Origin of the sequence: Paenibacillus sp. S-38 (assembly GCF_049942825.1) — a bacterium.
GTDB lineage: Bacteria > Bacillota > Bacilli > Paenibacillales > NBRC-103111 > Paenibacillus_G.
Map to the genome: position 1 here is coordinate 3,449,504 of NZ_CP187970.1, position 15,174 is coordinate 3,464,677.

Consider the following 15,174-nt stretch of genomic DNA (forward strand, 5'->3'; position numbering starts at 1 on the left):
GCCCGCCGCGGCTTCCGGATCTTTCTTGCGATCCGGTACCGCGGCGGGCTGTTGTTTTTATATCGGAAGGATGCCCAGGCAGCAGGATTAATAATGATCGAGCCCTGAAGCTGCCGCCTCCCTGTGGGCCCGTTCGCCGGCGGACTGCTTGCGCAGACGAAGAGTGAAGATCATGCCCCTGCCTGCCTCGTACCTGCATTGGACCTCTCCGCCATAGGGGTGGAGATGGCTCTGCAGGGATTGGAGCAGGGGAACCACCGGGGAGTCCTCGGCTCTGAGCGGGAAGCCCTTCTCGAACGGACGCTCCCGGGGTTCTTGTGCGGCCGCCGAGCCGGAATAGAAGAGAGTGAGACTGTACTGTGTCTCGCTCTCGCCCAAGGTGAGACGCACGATCCGCCGTGCGTCTGCGGCCGCTGCAGTATCCACGGTATACTGCAGCAGGGGGAGGAGCGCGCCGGTGAAGGAAGAGGGGGGCAGATTCAGCCTCTCGAACAGGCAGTCCAGCCTGCCGTCCACCTGCAGCTCGATCCCGGCTGCAGCGCAAGCCGGAAGCAGAGGAAGGAGCAGGCTCCGAAGAGCGGGGAAGGCGACCGAGTCTACAAGGGCCTGCTGCAGCAGCTCCTCGCACCAGACTGCGATGCCTTCGAGCGCCGTATCGGTCTTCTGCAGGGTAAGCAGCGCATGCATCGCCTGCAGCTTCCGCATGAACTGCTGGCGGGACAGCTGCTGAGCCAGGGCGGTGCGCTCTCCGGACGTCCTGCCTACCGTTTGGAGACGGGGCTCCAGGCCCAGCTCCTCCACCTGCGGGAGCAGATCCTCCTTCGCTTCCAGCGGAGCTGTGATCTGCGCCTTGTCGATCAGTCCGGCAGCTGCGGCGGCGAGCAGCTTCAGCCTGCCGTAGTGATCCTCGCGGAACCCGGGGGGGGATGTACGGCTCTCCAAATACAGGAGTCCGGTGATTTTCCCGCCCTTTGAGAATGGAAGACAGAGCAGGGTCTGCGGCCGGAGTTCCCGGATGTACGTATCCTTGCCGAACAGGCCTGCCGCCGGCGCATCGTTCAGCAGCAGGGGTTCCCTGGTCTGCCAGGCATATTCCACGGCCGTAACCGCGGCCGCCGCTCCTTCTTCCACCAGGACGGAATGCAGGAAGCGCAGCGGTTCCTTGGCCGATGCTTCGGCTTCAATTCGAAGCTGCCCGTTCTGCTCCAGCATCAGCACTCCCTTGTCGGCTCCGGAGTGCTCGAGCACCAGAGTCATCATGCGGTCGAGCATGTGGTGGAAGACCGTACGGTAGGTGACGGGCGGGACGACTCGGAGCGAGCCGCCCGCCGCAGGATGCGTGTCGGCAGGCGAAGACCAGCCGAGCAGGCCGGGATAGAGGGCTTCCAGCTGTGCCACCTTGCAGGCCGATCCCCAGCGCTCGTACAGGCTGCGTGCATCGAGCAGGTAGGCCTTGGCGATCTTCAGCCGTCCGGCCCTCAGGTAGAACATCGCTGCCCGTTCGTTGGCCAGGGCCTCCTGCGGGAGAAAGCGGGAACGTGCTGCTGCCTGGATGGACAGATCATACTTTTCCCCGGCCTGCATGCGCTTGTCGAGAATCCGGTCATATTCCGCCTGGAGCAGCAGATGCAGATGCAGATAGTTGCTGGGCGAATGGGCCGCCCATTTTTTCAGGATTCGAAGGCTCTTACGGATTCGCTTGCGGTACTTCTGCTGCAGGGCACTCCCTGCTCCGTCGTACAGAGCCGCGAGGACCATGCCGTATTGGAAGTGGTGCAGTTCAATGTGCGGAAACCCGAACATCTGGCCGAGATTCGCATCGGTTTCTTCACAGATCCGCAGGGCCTCCTCCAGGTTGTTCATGAGATAGAACGACTGCACCTGGAGTGCATAGAACGTATGGACTACCGCTTTGTTGCTCAGACCGCGGACGACCTGGGCTTCCTCCGGCTGCAGCAGGGGTTCTTGATGCTGTGGTTTCGCCGATCCGGCCATATCCTTCAGGGAGTGGATGAACCGCTGGATCACCGTATAGATCCAGATGACGTCCCGGTCCTGCGCCTGATGAACGAACTGCCGGTACTTCTCCGACTCCTGGAGGATCTCCGGAAGCGGATCGCCCTTGAGCACCTGCATGAAAAAGGAGAAAGCGATCGAATACCCGGCATAGACAAGGTCACCGGATTCCACGCCGTACTGGTACGCTTTGCGAAGATGCCCGACATTGGCCTCGATATGCTCGCGGATATTATTCGAGAACCCGCCGTAAGCGAAATACACCTTGCTCTTGATCGCCGGGTTCGGGTAGACATCACTGAGCTGCACGCTCAGCCGACCGTACTCCCAGCCGGCCCGGAGCCTGCCGAACACCGCGCTGACGATGACTCCATAGGTGGAGTAAGCGTAGGCGGAACCGTCCGAGTGCCCGTGCATCAGGGAATAATTGAACATGCGGAGCATGAGGTACACATACAGGTCTGCGTTGAGAAAATAGGCCGACGGGATCAGGTTGACCAGGAAGCGCATGACCGCTTCATGCTCCGGCTCCGACATCGGGTAATGATCAAGCAGGTCGTCCTGCGAACGCAGCCCGAGATGAATCCGGGATTTGAGCATCTCCCACATAATGCTGCCTTTGCCGATCTTCGGACGCATCGACAGGCCGAACAGCTTAAGGCCCGCAAGCCCCAGCCTGACGGCTTCCTCGTGCTCCCCGATGTGGGTATGAAGAATGATTAGGAGATTGTATACATCGGCTTTCTCCAGCTTCGTCCGGGAGAGCCGGAGGACGGTTTCGAAGGACGCTTTGGCCTCATCGAAGTAACCGCACAAGTACTCGAGCTCGGCCATCTCCAGCCGCAGCGCATAAGCGAGCTCGAAGCGGGAGGTTCTTGCCTCCTCATTGAGCAGAAGGAAGCCCTGGGACGCGTATCGGTAAGCCGTGTCAAAAGCGGAATTGCCCTTCGCCTTGCGGGCAGCCCGCAGGTTCAGCTGAGCCAGATCCTCCCTCTCCTGGGAAGAGGTGATGCCTTCCGCTCCGAGATTGAGCTGGTCGGCCACCTCGAAGACCGTCAGGTCAGGCTCCTCCTCCGAATAATAGGCCTGCAGCTTCCGGCCGATGTGGAGATGGATCCGCTTTTTGTCCGGTTCGGGAAGCAGGGAATAGACGGCTTGGTACACGCGGTCGTGCATGAATTTGTACGAAATGCCCGCGTCGGCGGAGAGGCCCCGGCGGCCGCCGACCACCCTCAGCAGGAGGCTGTCGTCAACCGCCTTCTTGAGCAGCAAGGCCGTACTGTCGTCATCACAGCCGCTCACAAGGGAGAGTACCTCCGGCGTGAACTGCTGGCCGAGGCAGGCTGCATGCATGAGCAGATGCTGCATCGATTCGCTGAGCCGGCGGATTTTGGAGATCATGAAGTCCACGACATTATCGGTGATGTGCAGCTCCTTGATGCGGTCGGTATCCCATGCCCAGCAGCCGCTGCGGTCATCGAAGCGGAGCAGGTGCTGGTCATACAGCGAGCGGAAGAACTGCTTTGTAAAGAACGGGTTGCCCTTGGTCTTGCTCATGATCAGCCCTGCAAGTTCCCGCGGATCCTGGTCCGCAGGCTGCAGTGTATCTTCGAGCAGCCGGGCGATATGCTCCTCCTGCAGCGGCTCGAGCCGGATCTCCGAAGGCACCGGCCGGCTGCAGCTGAGCTTGCCCAGCAGGAGGCGGAGCGGATGGGCATCGGTGACTTCGCGCTCGCGGTACGCACCGACGAAGAGCATGTGCGGGATCGGCAACTCCAGCAGCAGTTCGGTGACGAGCTGAAGGGAGGCCGGATCGGCCCACTGCAGATCATCCAGGAAAAGCACAAGCGGATGCTCCTGTGAGGCGAAGACGGAGGTATACTGCCGGATCGTCAGAATAAAGCGGTTGTGCATCTCGGCCGGCGGCAGCTTCGGCAGCGCCGGCTGCTTGCCGAGGACAGCCTCCAGATCCGGATTCATCTCAACAAGGATCTGCCCGTTCGGTCCGACGGCGCCGGTAATCCGCTCCTTCAGCCGCTCGAGCTCCTCCGGCGACTGAAGGAGGAGGTGCTGCATCAGCTGGCGGCCGATCTGGCGGATGGCGTAATACGGCGATTCGCGTTTGTACTGGTCGAATTTTCCATGGACATACAGGGCGCAGCCGGGCGGAAGCGCTTTTTGGAATTCATGGATGAGATAAGACTTGCCGATGCCGGAGAGGCCGGAGACGAAAGCGATCTGGTGGCTGCCGGATAAGCATCGGTCGTAAGCGTCCCGCAGCTCTTGCAGCTCCGATTCCCGTCCGTAGATCGTCTCGGAGATCGCGAAGTGATCCGATCCGGCAGCCGTTCCGAGCCCGAACGCTTCAATCCTTCCGGAGGCGGTCCACTGCTCAAGGCACCTCGCAAGGTCCAAGCGGAGAGCGAATGCACTCGGATAGCGCTGCTCGGGCCGCTTGGCAAGAAGCTTCATCACGATGGCCGAGAGGACCTCCGGTACCGAAGCGGTAAGCTGCGCCGGCGGATTTGGCGCATCCCCCTGAACGGAGACACCGCTCGCAGGTGAGGGAAGGATGCCGGTCAGCAGCCGATAGAAGAGAACGCCGAGCGCAAAGAGATCGGCACGGTGGTCGGTCCGCGCGCTGCTGTCACCGTTCGGCTGCTGCTCCGGCGCCAGATACGGGCTCAGCTCCGGTGGTGGTGCAATGGCCGAATGGGGCGGCCCAGTGCTGTCAAACTGGCTGCCGAGGGGCGCCAGGCTGTGAAGCTCGGTCAAGCGGACCCGTCCGCCGGCCGGTTCTGTGAAAAAGGCATACGGCGAGAGGGCCGTATGGGCGAATTTATGCTTATGCAGCTGGCGTACCGCCTCCGTCATCGACAGGGCCAGCGGCAGAAATTGCTCGGCGGGCAGGGGGCCGACCACGGAGGAGAGAAGGGCTCCGTCCGCCTCCTCGGTCACCAGGGCGGGCTGGCCGCGGAAGGAGACGATGCCAAGAGGCCGCAGCAGCCCGGGAAAGCCGAGCCGCCGGCCCTTCTCCAGCTCCAGGTGCAGCTGCTGAACTTCACCCGGCGTCCCGTATTCCGCTTTCAATGCTTTGACGAGCCGCCGGCGTCCGCCGCTGTCTTCCGTGCGGAACCATGTGGCGGACGCCGTATCGTCCAGCCGCTCTGCGGCGCCTTCGTTCAATTGTAAAACCAAGAGAATTCCTCCGATTTCAGCGCGCTTCATTTCCTTATATTGTACTTTCACTGCGTAGGAGAAGCAACCGTGAAACCTTCCGATTCTGGTTGGCGATCTCTACGGTGCCGGAGGGGTTACGGTGTACGGCCCGGGTTGGTTTGGCGCCGGCCGATCCGATATAATGGAGGGGAAGACGGAAGGGAAAGATCGGAGGAAGGCCTGATGAAAGTCGCGATTGCTGGAGGTACCGGATTTATCGGCGGGCATCTGACCCGGTATTATACGGAGCGGGGATGGGAAGTCGTCCTGATCTCGAGGTCGGCCCGGTCTTCGGACCATGACCTGGTAAAGTACGTTTCTTGGCATGAACTTGAACAAGACGTATCGGCTTTGGAGGGCGTGGGGGCGGTCATCAACCTGGCCGGCGAGTCCATCAACCAGCGATGGTCGGATGCGGCTAAAGAGCGGATTCTGGGCTCCCGGCTTGAATCCGTTAGGAGGGTAGCGGGCATCATGGAGCGGCTGGGTGAGAAGCCGGTTCTTGTGAGTGCCTCAGGCATGTCGGTCTACGGCTTGTCGGATACCGAGACCTTCACGGAAGAAAGCCCCCACCGGCTGGACCATTTCCTTGCCGAGGTCGTGGAGAAATGGGAGGCGGAGATCCGCCGGGTGCCCGCCGCACGGACGGTGATGCTGCGCGTGGGCGTCGTGCTCGGACGGGACGGCGGGGCCTACCCGAAGATGCGTCTGCCGTTCGTCTTCGGCGCCGGCGGACGGATCGGGAGCGGACGCCAGTGGCTCTCGTGGATCCATGTGGACGACATCATCCGGCTCATCGACTACTGCGTGACGCACGAGGAAATGGAGGGGCCCGTGAACGCAACGGCGCCGGAGCCGGTTACTAACGACGCTTTTGGGCGCAGTCTGGCGAAGGTCATGGGCAGACCCTATCTGTTTCCCGTGCCGGGGCTGGTCATGAAGCTTTTGTTCGGCGAGATGTCCATGCTGCTGCTCGAAGGGCAGAAGGTGCTGCCGCAGGCGGCGCTCAGCCGGGGATTCCGCTTTACCTATCCGACAATCGAAGAAGCGCTTCGCCGTTTGGAACGGCAGGCCAAAGGAGGATAATGCTGCACTTATGCTGATCTATGGAAGCACGGATATTCATGAGCTCCGGTTCGAGGAGCTGAGGGCCCGCGTGGAGTCACGGGACGAGCAGTGGATCGACGTCGAGGTCGAGTTCCGCGTGGCCGGCCCGGATGCGGTGCCGGAGGGCATTACCGAGCTGGGCGCACTGCTCGTCGTCACAAGCCGAGGGGACATCGCTGAGATCGCCCCGCAGGATGAGGGCCGGGACTGCGAGTACCAGTTCACGGAGAGCGAGAAGGCGCAGCTCCGCGAGTTCTACGAGCGGGAAGTGAGGCAGCAGGTGCTGCAGGCGGCGGCCGGACGGGAGTAGAGTTTGTGAGGCTGTGTAATGGGATGGAGCAGTAGTGGTCTGGCGGTGACACGGGCTAATGGGATTGCGATGGGGCAGTGTGCGAGCTAGCGATGCTGATCGGACGGTTTGTGACGGAGTGGTGTGCGTGGCTAGCGTGACGCGGATCGGACGGTCTGTGACGAGTAGTGTGATGCCAGTGCCGCGGATCGGTCTGTCTGTAACGGAGGTCGTTCGAGCCCATGAGAATCGCTGTAGGAGGCACGAGGAACAGGGGCAGACCCTCAAGTGTCTTACCCAGTCCTAGCTGCGCACCTTGCCTGCTGCTGTGTGCATTGAACTTCCCCTGTGCGGGCACGAACAAAGAGAAGGCCGGTTCCTGTGGGGAAACCGGCCTTCTTTGTGATGTTAGTGTTCCTCAGCTGGGGCGTTGAGGGACTTTTTGCAAAATAGCGGTACTGAGGTTCGCTATGTGCTAGTTTCACATGATGATTTTCGAAATAGCGGAACTGAAGTAAAACTGAAGTTCGTTATCCTAGCGAATGAGGAGGTATAGCGGTGAATCTCAGGCAGATAAGACATCTGAGTTCCGCTATCATTTGGGAAATAAAGGGAAATAACGAGATAAGGCATCGTAGTTCCGTTAATTCATCAATACAGCAGCCTCGGAACCCGCACTTACTCGCCCTCCGGGCCGCCGAGCCCCTTGCCAAGCGCCGCCTTCAGTGCCTCTTCGAGTGCGGAAGGCATCTTCGCATTGTCGCTGAACTGCTCGGCGAGCCGGCTCTGCTCCCGCTTGCCCGCCCGGCCGCGGCCGCCCGCGCCCCCAGTGTCGTTCAGCATCTCGACGACGTTGCACGGACGGCACTGCGCGTACTTGCCGGCCTTGCCGGTGTGGATCTCCATCTTCTTGCGGCACTGCGGGCAGCGCTTGTTCGACAGCTGCGCTTCCGCTGCCCGCTTGTAGTTGCACTCGCGCGAGGAGCAGGCGAGCATGCGGCCGCGCTTGCCCTTGATGTCCTGCAGCGGGGAGCCGCAGTCCGGACACTTCGAGTGTGTCAGATTGTGCGGTTTGTACTCCGCCGAGGAGTTCTTGACGTCCCGCACGATCGCCTCGGTCTGCCTGCGGATCCCGGCCATGAAGGCGTCGGGGTCACCCTGACCCTTCGCGATGCGTTCAAGCTCGCGCTCCCAGGAAGCGGTGAGCTCGGAGGAGCGCAGCTCCGGCACGACGAGCTCCATGAGCTGAACGCCCTTGCCGGTCGGCTGCAGCGTGTTCATCCGCCGCTCGATCGTGTCGGTCGACAGCAGCTTCTCGATAATGTCGGCGCGGGTGGCCGGCGTGCCGAGGCCCTGCTTCTCCATCACGGAGAGCAGGCCGGCCTCCGTGTAGCGGCCCGGCGGCTTCGTCGTGCCCTTCTGCTGGCTGAGCCGCAGATCCTTCAGCTCCGTGCCCAGCTGCAGGGCCGGCAGCGTCTGCAGGGAGGAAGGCTCCTCCTCCGGCGCGTCGTCATCGTCCGACTCCGATGGGGCGCTGTTTCCGTCATAGGCGGCCTTCCAGCCCTGGTCTTTGACGATGCGGCCCTTCGCATGGAAGGATTCACCGGCTATATCGAGCGTTACCGCCGTCTCGTCATAGCGGAACGCAGGATAGAAGAGCGAGAGAAACCGGCGCACGATCAGATCATAGAGCCGTCGCTCGTCGGCTCCAAGCGCCTGCAGCTGCGGCCGCTCGTCCGTCGGGATGATTGCGTGGTGGTCTGACACCTTGCTGTCATCGACGATGCGCTTCGTCACCTGCAGCGGCTTCGCAAGCAGTCCCTTCGCCGAAGCGCCGTACGGTGTGCCCAGCAGCGACTTCAGCCGGTCAGGCAGCGTGGAGACCATGTCGGAGCTCAGGTAGCGCGAGTCAGTCCGCGGGTACGTCACGAGCTTATGCTGCTCGTAGAGCCGCTGCAGCACGTTCGACGTCTGCTTGGCCGTGAAGCCGAGCCGCTTGTTCGCGTCGCGCTGCAGCTCGGTGAGGTCGTAGGCGAGCGGGTGCGGCTCGCTCTTCTCCGACACCTTCAGTGCAGATACCTTCGCGGAGCGGGCGGTCTTCAGCTTCTCGAGCAGCGCATCGGCCGCCGCCTTGTCGAACAGCCGTCCATCCGGGTGAGCCTGGCTGCGCCAGAGGGCCTGGAACGAGCCGAGCTGGGCGCGGAGCATCCAGAAGTCCTTCGCCTGGAAAGCGCGGATCTGCGCTTCGCGGTCCATCATCGCGGCCAGCGTCGGCGTCTGTACCCGGCCGGCGGCGAGTTGGGCATTGTGCTTGCAGGTCAGCGCCCGCGTGATGTTGAGGCCGATCAGCCAGTCGGCTTCGGCCCGGCAGACCGCGGAGCGGTAGAGTGGGTCGTACGCCGGACCAGGCTTCAGCTGGGCGAACCCGTCGCGGATCGCCTTGTCGGTCTGCGACGAAATCCAGAGGCGCTTGTAAGGTTTGCGCCACCTGACAAGCTCCATGATCCAGCGGGCGACGAGCTCGCCTTCCCGGCCGGCGTCCGTGGCGATGATGAGCTCCTTCAGATCGCCGCGCTGGGCGAGCTGGGAGATCGCCTTGAACTGGGGCGTCGTCTCGCGGATGATCTTCAGCTTCATTTTGGAGGGGAGAAGGGGGAGGTCCTCGAGGTTCCAGGTTTTGTACTTCGGATCGTATTCTTCAGGCTCCGCGAGTGTAACGAGGTGGCCGAGCGCCCAGGTCACGACATACTGCGGGCCTTCCATATAGTGTTTATGCTTTTGCTGGCAGCCGAGCACGCGGGCTATTTCCTTGGCTACGCTGGGCTTTTCGGCCAGAACGAGTGATTTCATTAGAGTGGTGCTCCTCTCGGGACAAAAAATGGGGCTTTTCTGCTTCTTTGGCATTATTGACGCTGGGAATTCGTTTGTCAAGCCGGCCCGACCGGGGCTACTCCTTGCGGTACAGGAGCCGATAATCCGTCGGCGTCATCCCTTCCTGCTCCAGGAACCGCTTATTAAAATAACTTACGCTCGGATACCCGGTCTGCTCCGCGATATCCTTCACGGTCAGATCCGGCTGCTCGAGGAGCAGCTGCTTGCCCCTTTGCAGCCGGCTCAGCGTGATGAAGGTCATGGGCGTCATCGAGGTAGCCTTTTTGAACAGCCGGCAAAAATAGTAGGTGCTCACGCCCGCCCGGTCCGCCCACTCCTGCAAGTCGAACGGAAGGCAGGCCTCAGTCCGCATGGCGGGGAGCAGATCCAGTACGCGGCTGCCCGGCTCGGCGCTGCGGGGATCGGACCAAGGGGCCGCTTCACTGACAAACTCGGCCAGCACAGCATAAGTCAGCGTGGAGAGCCGCGTCAGCTGAAGGAAGCCGTGCGTCTCCGCTTCCACGAGGAGCGCATCCATCGCTTCCTCGACCGGCTTCGTCTGCCGCAGCTTCCAAAGCGGCGAGCGCCCGAAGCCCCGCTCCAGGAGATACTCCCGCAGGCCGCTGCCGTAGAAGTGCATCCACCGGACCTCCCACGGGTCATCAAGACTGGAGTAATACCGCTGCTCGGTCAGCGGGAAGTAGAGAAATGCGTCACCCCGCTGCAGGGTGTAGACGCTCCGTTCGTATTCCACACAGCCCCGGCCGCCGAGCACAATATGAATGCTGAAGTTATTGAGCACGCCCGCCTTGCGGCTCACCTCGTGGTCGGGCATCCGGCTGTACCAGCCGACGGACTCAGGTAGGATCATGAGCTCGGTACGGCTCAGGGTGGGAAGCATCGACTGCCGCTTCATGGGTCACCGCCTAAGGACAATATTGTTTTAGGGTACTGCAAAAAGCTGTTATTTTCATTTTAAAGAGGCTTCTTTATAATAGCAATATCGTACTAAGATTCTGGTGAGGGAGCGAGAAACATAATGAGCGAGAAGAAGATCAGATGGGGTATTCTGGGCTGCGCCAATATTGCTGTACGCGCGGTCATTCCGGGCACACAGCAATCGGAGACGGGCGTGGTCGCGGCCATCGCGAGCCGGGGGATCGGCAAGGCGCAGGAAACGGCGGAGAAAATGGGCATCCCCACCGCATACGGGAGCTACGAAGAACTGCTCGCCGACGAGAGCATTGATGCCGTTTACATCCCGCTGCCGAACCATCTTCACAAGGAGTGGACGATCAAAGCGGCCGAAGCGGGCAAGCATGTGCTGTGCGAGAAGCCGGCTGCGCTGAATGCGGAGGAGACACGCGAGATGGCGGCGGCCTCGGAGAAGGCCGGGGTGATTTTTGCGGAAGCGTTCATGTACCGGTATCACCCGCGCTACAAGATGATCCGCGACATCATTGCCTCCGGTGAGATCGGCGAGCTCCGCGGTATTCACGGCGCCTTCACGTTCAACAACGCGAGGGATACGGAGAACGTGCGCTACAAGCAGCATATGGGCGGCGGATCGATCTACGATGTAGGCGTGTACCCGATTAGTGCCGCACGCTATATTCTCGGGCAGGAGCCGGAAGCGGCGACCGTCCACGGCTTCTTCTCCCCGGAGCATGACGGGGTGGACATGATGGCCTCCGGCCTGCTGGAGTTTCCGGACAGCGTCGCGCTGACCTTCGACTGCGGCATGTGGGCTGCCGGACGCAATGTGCTCGAGATCCTCGGTACGGAAGGCCGGATCGAAGTGCCTTCCGCCTTCGTTACCAATGGAACCGAAAGGGATCACTTCTTCGTGCATGCGAAGGGCGAACACCGTGAAGTCGAAGTGCCTTACCACAACCAATACGCGCTCCAGGCGGATGCAATCGGACGCAGCGTGCTGTACGGGGAGCCGCTGCCGTTCGGTTCGCAGGATGCGGTGAACGGAATGCGCGTCGTTGACGCCTGCCTGACTTCGGCGCGCGAACGCCGGCGGGTCGAGCTGTAATCCGGTTAAAGGAAGCAGGGAAGTCCAGCCGGCAATGAGGAACTATCGATTTGAAAGAGACCTTTGTGCGAAGCAAAAGGAACGCCAAACGATATGTCCGAATGCGGTGCACGACCTATGTTTTTCATCTGCCGAATGAGGATATATCGTTTTGAAAGTGACCTTTGTGCGAAGCACAACGGAACGCAAAACGATATATCCGAATGATACGAGGGAGGAACAGTAGCCATGAGAACGATTACGATTCAGGGATTGGATAAGCCCGTATCCTGCTTAATCAAAGGATCCGACTATTTCCGTGAGGATGTGTATGACAAGGCGGCCCGCAACCTTGATGCCTACTTCGCGATTGGCGGCAATACGATCGACACGGCTTATATCTACTGCGGGGGAGAAAGCGAGAAGACGATCGGACGCTGGATGGCGGAGCGGGGCAACCGGGAACAGGTCATCATCCTGACGAAGGGCGCGCATCACAACAAGGATGGGCCCCGGGTGAACTCGGAAGCGATCGAGGCGGACCTCCAGGAGAGCCTGCAGCGTCTCGGAACGGACTATGTGGACCTGTATGCCCTGCACCGCGACGATCCGTCCGTACCGGTCGGCATCATTATGGACGCGCTCAATGAGCACATCAGGGCGGGGCGCATCCGCGCCATCGGCGGCTCCAACTGGACGACCGCCCGCTTGCAGGAGGCCAATGAATACGCCGCACAGCACGGGCTCGTGCCGTTCACCTTCTCGTCGCCGAACCTGTCGCTCGCCAAGGCGAACGAGCCGTTCTGGTCCGGCTGCGTGTCCGCGGACAGCAGCGACTGCGCCTGGCACGAGCAGCACCAGCTTCCGCTGCTCTCCTGGTCCTCGCAGGCGCGCGGCTTCTTCACGGGCCGTTTCACGCCCGAGGTGCGGGACAACGCCGACCTCGTCCGCGTCTTCTACAGCGACGCGAACTGGGACCGGCTGCGGCGGGCGGAGCAGCTGGCGGCCGAGCGCGGTATGACGGCGATCCAGATCGCCCTTGCCTATGTGCTCAACCAGCCGTTCCCGGCGTGCGCGCTCATCGGGGCGCAGACGCCCGAGGAGCTGGAGTCGTGCCGCCAAGGGGCGGAGATCGTGCTGACGCGCGAGGAGCTCGAGTGGCTGGAGCACGGCACGCCGGTGCGGGCATAAGGCATCAAGGAGCATCACCTCATCTTCCAAGAGGGGACGCATGGAAGGAAGGAAGGAAACCAAACAGCAGGAAACCCTTTCGTGAGGGGATTCTGCTGTTTTCTTTTATAAGAACCTCCTGGCCAAGGTGGCCGCTCCGTACAATATCGAAGTCTATGATGAACGGCACCGGGGACCCGAGTCTGAGGATGGATATCCGGTTTCCCTGCCCGGAAAAAATAGCTGCCCTAAAGGAGGGGGCGATGTACCGGTGTAGAAGAAAACGCCCGACACTCCGAAAATATAGCGCTTTCATCATACTTGGGAGGTTGAGTATATTAGGGCTTCCGATTGTGAATCGGGTGGATACGATTATGGTGCATGTGACGGATCTGGAGCGTTCCATACGCTGGCACAGCCGTCTGCTCGGCTTGGACGTGAGGGGAGGCCGGTATGAGAGACCGATCCATATCCCCTGGATATGGGGCAGGGAGGTCCTGGCATTACGCTGGATAATCACTGTTTTGACGATAACTATGTATTTACGCCGTCCAACCAGCCGCTGTTCAACGTGAGTGCCTCCGATATTCACAAAGCATACCGGCACATAACGGAGCTTGGGGCCGAGATCGTGAGCGGAGTTGTGACGTATCGGGATATCACGGAATTCTCGTTCAAAGACCCGACGGCCGTACATCATGGTGTGCACCTGCTTCAACTGAGCGGGTACAATGGTGGACAAGCCTGCTATATATGTGTGATCCAAAACCACCCCAAGAAGCTGCCGCACGCCCGGCGGCTTGTTAGTGCGGGGTACCGTAGGTAGATCGCTGCCGGGAGGAGGAGAAGCGCGCAATGGCTCCTTCTTCGTCTTCACCTATGTAACTATGACAAATTCCGTCTTAGTCTTGTGGTAAAATACCTTTACTATTGCTATAGAAGGAAGGGGCATTGCGCATGACCAAGTCCAAGCGGCTGATGGAGCTCATGATTGCGGTGAACAAGCGGCGACGCTTCACGGTGAGGGAGCTCGCCGAAGAATTCGGCGTCTCCACCCGCACGATCATGCGCGACCTGCAGGTGCTCGACGAGCTCGGTCTGCCTCTGTACGCCGAATATGGCCCGCATGGCGGCTATCGGGTGCTGAATGAGCGGCTGCTGCCGCCGATCATGTTCTCGGAGCAGGAGGCGCTGGCGATGTTCTTCGCCTACCAGTCGCTGCAGCATTATGGGGCGCTGCCGTTCAGCGAGGAGTCGGTGACGGCGCTGAAGAAGTTCTACTATTACCTGCCGGACGATACGAAGCAGAAAATCGACCGGCTCCAGGAGCGGGTCGTATTCTGGACACCGAAGCGCAGGGCGGCGGTGCCTCACCTGAAGCTGCTGCTGGATGCTTCCCTGCAGGGCCGGCCGCTGCGGATCACGTATGATTCGCGTGAAGGCCCCGGGGAGCGTACGATGCAGCCGATCGGCGTCTATTCGTACAACGGGCATTGGTACTGTCCTGCCTACTGCTTTCGCAAGGAGCGCTATCTTCTGTTCCGTGTAGATCGTGTGCTGCAGGCGGAACCGGCGGGAGAAGAGCACCCGGCGGTCGACCTCAGCGAGTTCACGATCACGGACTGGTTCCTCCCGCCGCCGCAGCAGCCTGGCGGCATGGGCGGGGAAGCCCAAGGACTGCTCCAGCTGAAGGTCCGCCTGACGAGGGAAGGGGTGCGCCGCTGCCGCTGGGAGTCCTGGTTCCAGGAAGAGCTCGTCGTGGGAGAGGCCGGTGAAGGCCTCCTGCGTCTGAGCATCCGGCACGATGAGATGGATTACTATACCGGCTACTTCCTCTCTCTGGGTGCCGATGCAGTCGTCGTTCAGCCTCCGGAGCTGGTCTCCCGGCTGCGGGAGGCCGTACGCAAGCTGTATGAGGCCTATGGAGCAGGGGGAACCGGCGTGCCTCATCCAACCGATTCGGTAACCGGAATGTAGATGTCGAACTCGCTCCTCTCCGGCTCGGTGGAGGAGTACCGGTGGTCGTAGTATTCGAAGTCGGGGGCATCCGCCCTGCGGTACGTTCCGTTTGCCTCCAGCCACTCGTGGATGGACGCATAGGTCGTGTCTAGCCGGGCGACAGGTCCCCGGTGGGTGAACACGGCATACAGGCTTGGTTTCAGCGTGACCGCCGTCATGCCGGAAGGCAGCTCCCGCGGGATCTGCTCAACCAAGGCACCCGTAAGGTAGTCGAAGGGCTCGCCGGAGGCGGCGTCGATCCCCCAGCAGATGCCGAGCGTGACGGATGCCCGTCCGGTGATTTCGGCGGCGCGCGGCATGAATGCGTCCCACTGCGCGGCAATCGTGGGGATGACTCCTTCGGTCAGCCGGTGCTGCCCTTTGGTTCCTATGGCTTTGAACTCGCCATGTGCTTCGATTCTTGGATTCATGTTCCTGGCCTCCTGGTTTTGAAATGCCGACATGGCAGATTGCTAACAGGTTC

10 protein-coding genes are annotated in these 15,174 nt (G+C 61.1%); 6 read left to right on the forward strand and 4 right to left on the reverse strand.

The window, feature by feature from the left end; translation table 11 throughout:
* Positions 1-87 precede the first annotated feature (87 nt).
* Positions 88-5,214 carry an ATP-binding protein gene (locus tag ACP26L_RS16025; protein ID WP_426453962.1) on the reverse strand — a complete coding sequence of 1,709 codons (5,127 nt, stop codon included), beginning with the start codon at positions 5,212-5,214 and terminating at the stop codon, positions 88-90.
* Positions 5,215-5,418: 204 nt separating this feature from the next.
* Here ACP26L_RS16025 and ACP26L_RS16030 point away from each other — a divergent pair, with 204 nt between their 5' ends.
* Both ACP26L_RS16030 and ACP26L_RS16035 read left to right on the forward strand, forming a co-directional pair.
* On the forward strand, positions 5,419-6,321 hold the full coding sequence (locus tag ACP26L_RS16030; RefSeq protein WP_426453964.1) for a TIGR01777 family oxidoreductase: 903 nt from the start codon (positions 5,419-5,421) through the stop codon (positions 6,319-6,321).
* Between the two features lie 10 nt (positions 6,322-6,331).
* Positions 6,332-6,652, forward strand: coding sequence for a hypothetical protein (locus tag ACP26L_RS16035; RefSeq protein ID WP_426453966.1), 321 nt, complete (start codon positions 6,332-6,334; stop codon positions 6,650-6,652).
* A 657-nt stretch (positions 6,653-7,309) separates the two neighbouring features.
* Here ACP26L_RS16035 and ACP26L_RS16040 read toward each other — a convergent pair.
* Positions 7,310-9,481, reverse strand: a complete 2,172-nt coding sequence (locus ACP26L_RS16040) for a DNA topoisomerase III (RefSeq protein WP_426453967.1) — start codon at positions 9,479-9,481, stop codon at positions 7,310-7,312.
* Positions 9,482-9,578: 97 nt separating this feature from the next.
* Complete coding sequence (locus ACP26L_RS16045; RefSeq protein ID WP_426453969.1) at positions 9,579-10,418, reverse strand: AraC family transcriptional regulator; 840 nt, start codon at positions 10,416-10,418, stop codon at positions 9,579-9,581.
* A 123-nt stretch (positions 10,419-10,541) separates the two neighbouring features.
* Between ACP26L_RS16045 and ACP26L_RS16050 the strand changes: the two genes are divergently transcribed.
* From ACP26L_RS16050 to ACP26L_RS16065, 4 genes are all read left to right on the forward strand, one after another.
* On the forward strand, positions 10,542-11,543 hold the full coding sequence (locus ACP26L_RS16050) for a Gfo/Idh/MocA family protein (protein ID WP_426453970.1): 1,002 nt from the start codon (positions 10,542-10,544) through the stop codon (positions 11,541-11,543).
* Between the two features lie 228 nt (positions 11,544-11,771).
* Entirely contained in the window at positions 11,772-12,713 is a 942-nt protein-coding gene (locus ACP26L_RS16055; RefSeq protein ID WP_426453972.1) for an aldo/keto reductase, read from the forward strand.
* 460 nt (positions 12,714-13,173) lie between these two features.
* A complete protein-coding gene (locus ACP26L_RS16060) occupies positions 13,174-13,518 on the forward strand; it encodes a hypothetical protein (protein WP_426453973.1) in 345 nt (114 codons plus the stop codon).
* A 131-nt stretch (positions 13,519-13,649) separates the two neighbouring features.
* Positions 13,650-14,669, forward strand: coding sequence for a helix-turn-helix transcriptional regulator (locus tag ACP26L_RS16065; protein ID WP_426453975.1), 1,020 nt, complete (start codon positions 13,650-13,652; stop codon positions 14,667-14,669).
* On the opposite strand, the gene ACP26L_RS16070 is transcribed toward ACP26L_RS16065, so the two are convergent.
* Positions 14,639-15,121 (reverse strand): GyrI-like domain-containing protein, encoded by a 483-nt coding sequence (locus tag ACP26L_RS16070; RefSeq protein WP_426453976.1) that lies wholly within the window; start codon positions 15,119-15,121, stop codon positions 14,639-14,641. The two genes, ACP26L_RS16065 and ACP26L_RS16070, sit on opposite strands and share 31 nt — an antisense overlap.
* Positions 15,122-15,174: the final 53 nt, after the last annotated feature.

Bases quoted from the DNA above. Each gene is read 5' to 3' on its own strand.
- ACP26L_RS16030 (WP_426453964.1), top strand. From the start codon at position 5,419: ATGAAAGTCGCGATTGCTGGAGGTACCGGATTTATCGGCGGGCATCTG.
- ACP26L_RS16035 (WP_426453966.1), top strand. From the start codon at position 6,332: ATGCTGATCTATGGAAGCACGGATATTCATGAGCTCCGGTTCGAGGAG.
- ACP26L_RS16040 (WP_426453967.1), bottom strand. From the start codon at position 9,481: ATGAAATCACTCGTTCTGGCCGAAAAGCCCAGCGTAGCCAAGGAAATA.
- ACP26L_RS16045 (WP_426453969.1), bottom strand. From the start codon at position 10,418: ATGAAGCGGCAGTCGATGCTTCCCACCCTGAGCCGTACCGAGCTCATG.
- ACP26L_RS16050 (WP_426453970.1), top strand. From the start codon at position 10,542: ATGAGCGAGAAGAAGATCAGATGGGGTATTCTGGGCTGCGCCAATATT.
- ACP26L_RS16055 (WP_426453972.1), top strand. From the start codon at position 11,772: ATGAGAACGATTACGATTCAGGGATTGGATAAGCCCGTATCCTGCTTA.
- ACP26L_RS16060 (WP_426453973.1), top strand. From the start codon at position 13,174: ATGGGGCAGGGAGGTCCTGGCATTACGCTGGATAATCACTGTTTTGAC.
- ACP26L_RS16065 (WP_426453975.1), top strand. From the start codon at position 13,650: ATGACCAAGTCCAAGCGGCTGATGGAGCTCATGATTGCGGTGAACAAG.
- ACP26L_RS16070 (WP_426453976.1), bottom strand. From the start codon at position 15,121: ATGAATCCAAGAATCGAAGCACATGGCGAGTTCAAAGCCATAGGAACC.